Here is a 1,809-nt window from a genome sequence, read left to right as displayed (position 1 = left end):
GGTTCGGCACGACGGTCGGGGGCGCCGTGTCGTTGGCGGGTGCGGGGACCTCGGCCGCCGCTGGCGTCGTAGCCGCCTGACGACCGTCTCCCGCCGATGCCGGTCTGGCGGGACGGGGGGACGGTGCGACGGATGAGGGCGCGGCCTTGTGGACCGGTACCTGCGAGTAATCGACGAACGACGGCAGGTCCTCGCCATTCTGGCTTGTGGATTCAGTGCTCTGCTGCTCGGCCAGCGGGTTGTGGTCGAGCACCAGCCGCGTCGTCTGCGGAAAGCGGTTCATCAACCCGATCAACGTGCCGTTGGTCCAGCCGAAGCCGATCTGCATCGGGTATTCGCCGCCACCCTTGCCACCCTGGGGGCTGATGTCGGTGGCCACGACGTCATATTTTTCAAGCAACACGCCTGATTTCTCATACGTGCCGATCACGCGGCTCATCCAGCGATAGGCGATATCGGCCGCCAGCTTGTCCTGATGATATTGCAGCAGCCCCTTGATCGCGATCCATTCCAGCGGTGCCCAGCCATTGGGGGCATCCCATTGCTGGCCGGTGGTACGGTCGGTCGCAGTCAGGCCGCCATGCTTCAGAAGCTTGTCCTGCACGGTCTGTGCCACCAGCCGGGCCTGGTCCGGGCTGGCCAACCGCAGGAACAGCGGCATGGCCATGGCGCCGGAGACAATGTCGGTCTGCTTGCCGGCCTTCCAGTCATAGTCGAAATACCCCTTGCGATCGGCGCTCCACAGATACTGGTTCATCGCGGCTATCCGGGCATTGGCCCGCGCGCTGAACTGCTGGCCCGTCGTCGCGTCGCCCTGCACGGCATAGCCATAGGCCAGCGCCTGTTCCAGATGCGCCATCAGGGCGTTGAGATCGACCGGCAGCAGTTCGGTCGTGTGGATGGTGGCCAATGTCCGGCCGTCGGCCAACCAGCGTGAAGAGAAATCCCAGCCGCTTTCCGATCCGGCACGCAGGTCGCGCCACAATTCGTTATGCGGCCGGTCGGTCAGGGCGGCGGTGGCCACATCCTGGGGGTAGCTTTCGTCGCGCGGGGTGTCGCGCGCATCCCAGTAACGGTTCATCAGGGCCCCGTCGGGCAGACGCACCACATGGGCGTTCTGCTGCCCGGGCTGCAGCGCGTCCGCGCCCTGCATCCAGTAATCATATTCGCGCCGCAACTGCGGCAGATAGGTCGCATATGCTACCTGCCCGTCATGCTGGGCCAGAAGATCGACCATCAGGGCGAAGGCCGGCGGCTCCGACCGGCTGAGGTAGTAGGCGCGGGCGCCGTTGGGGATATGGCCGTACCGGTCGATCAGTGAGGCCATGTCGCGCACCATGTCGCGCATCAGGTCGATGCGCTGGCTCTCGAACAGGCCGATCATCGTGAAGTAGCTGTCCCAGTAGTACAGCTCGGAAAAGCGGCCGCCGGGCACGACGTAATCATGGGGCAGCGGCAGCAGTGACGAATGCGCCTGCGAGATATCGGCCTTGCGGGTCAACACGTCCCACATCCCGTCGATATATTCCATCACGCTCTCGTCCGGACGGCGGCGATAGGACAGCGACTTGGTCGGCGCGATCGCGAAGTGCTGCATGACGAAATCATGCAGATTGAAACCGGGACGGCTGCGGGCCTCCTCGAATTCCCGACCAATCTCGTCGGCCGGCGCGTCCGGAATGGCATCAACGGCGGTCTTGGCGTCCGGAAAGACATGCGCCGCCCCGATCGCGCCGACCAGCGCATCGGGGATCGTCTGCGGCGTGTCGCCGGTCGGTGCGGACGCGACGGGCGACGGTGCGGCGGGTG

1 protein-coding gene is annotated in these 1,809 nt (G+C 65.4%); it reads right to left on the bottom strand.

Annotated features, from left to right (window positions below; translation table 11 throughout):
• On the bottom strand, positions 1-1,809 hold a 1,809-nt coding region (gene treF / locus HUK82_RS16340), incomplete at both ends, for an alpha,alpha-trehalase TreF (protein ID WP_176614929.1).

Origin of the sequence: Ameyamaea chiangmaiensis (genome assembly GCF_013376175.1) — a bacterium.
GTDB classification, from domain to species: Bacteria; Pseudomonadota; Alphaproteobacteria; order Acetobacterales; family Acetobacteraceae; genus Ameyamaea; species Ameyamaea chiangmaiensis.
The sequence above is the reverse complement of the archived record's forward strand: the minus strand, read 5'-3'. Positions and strand labels throughout refer to the sequence as shown.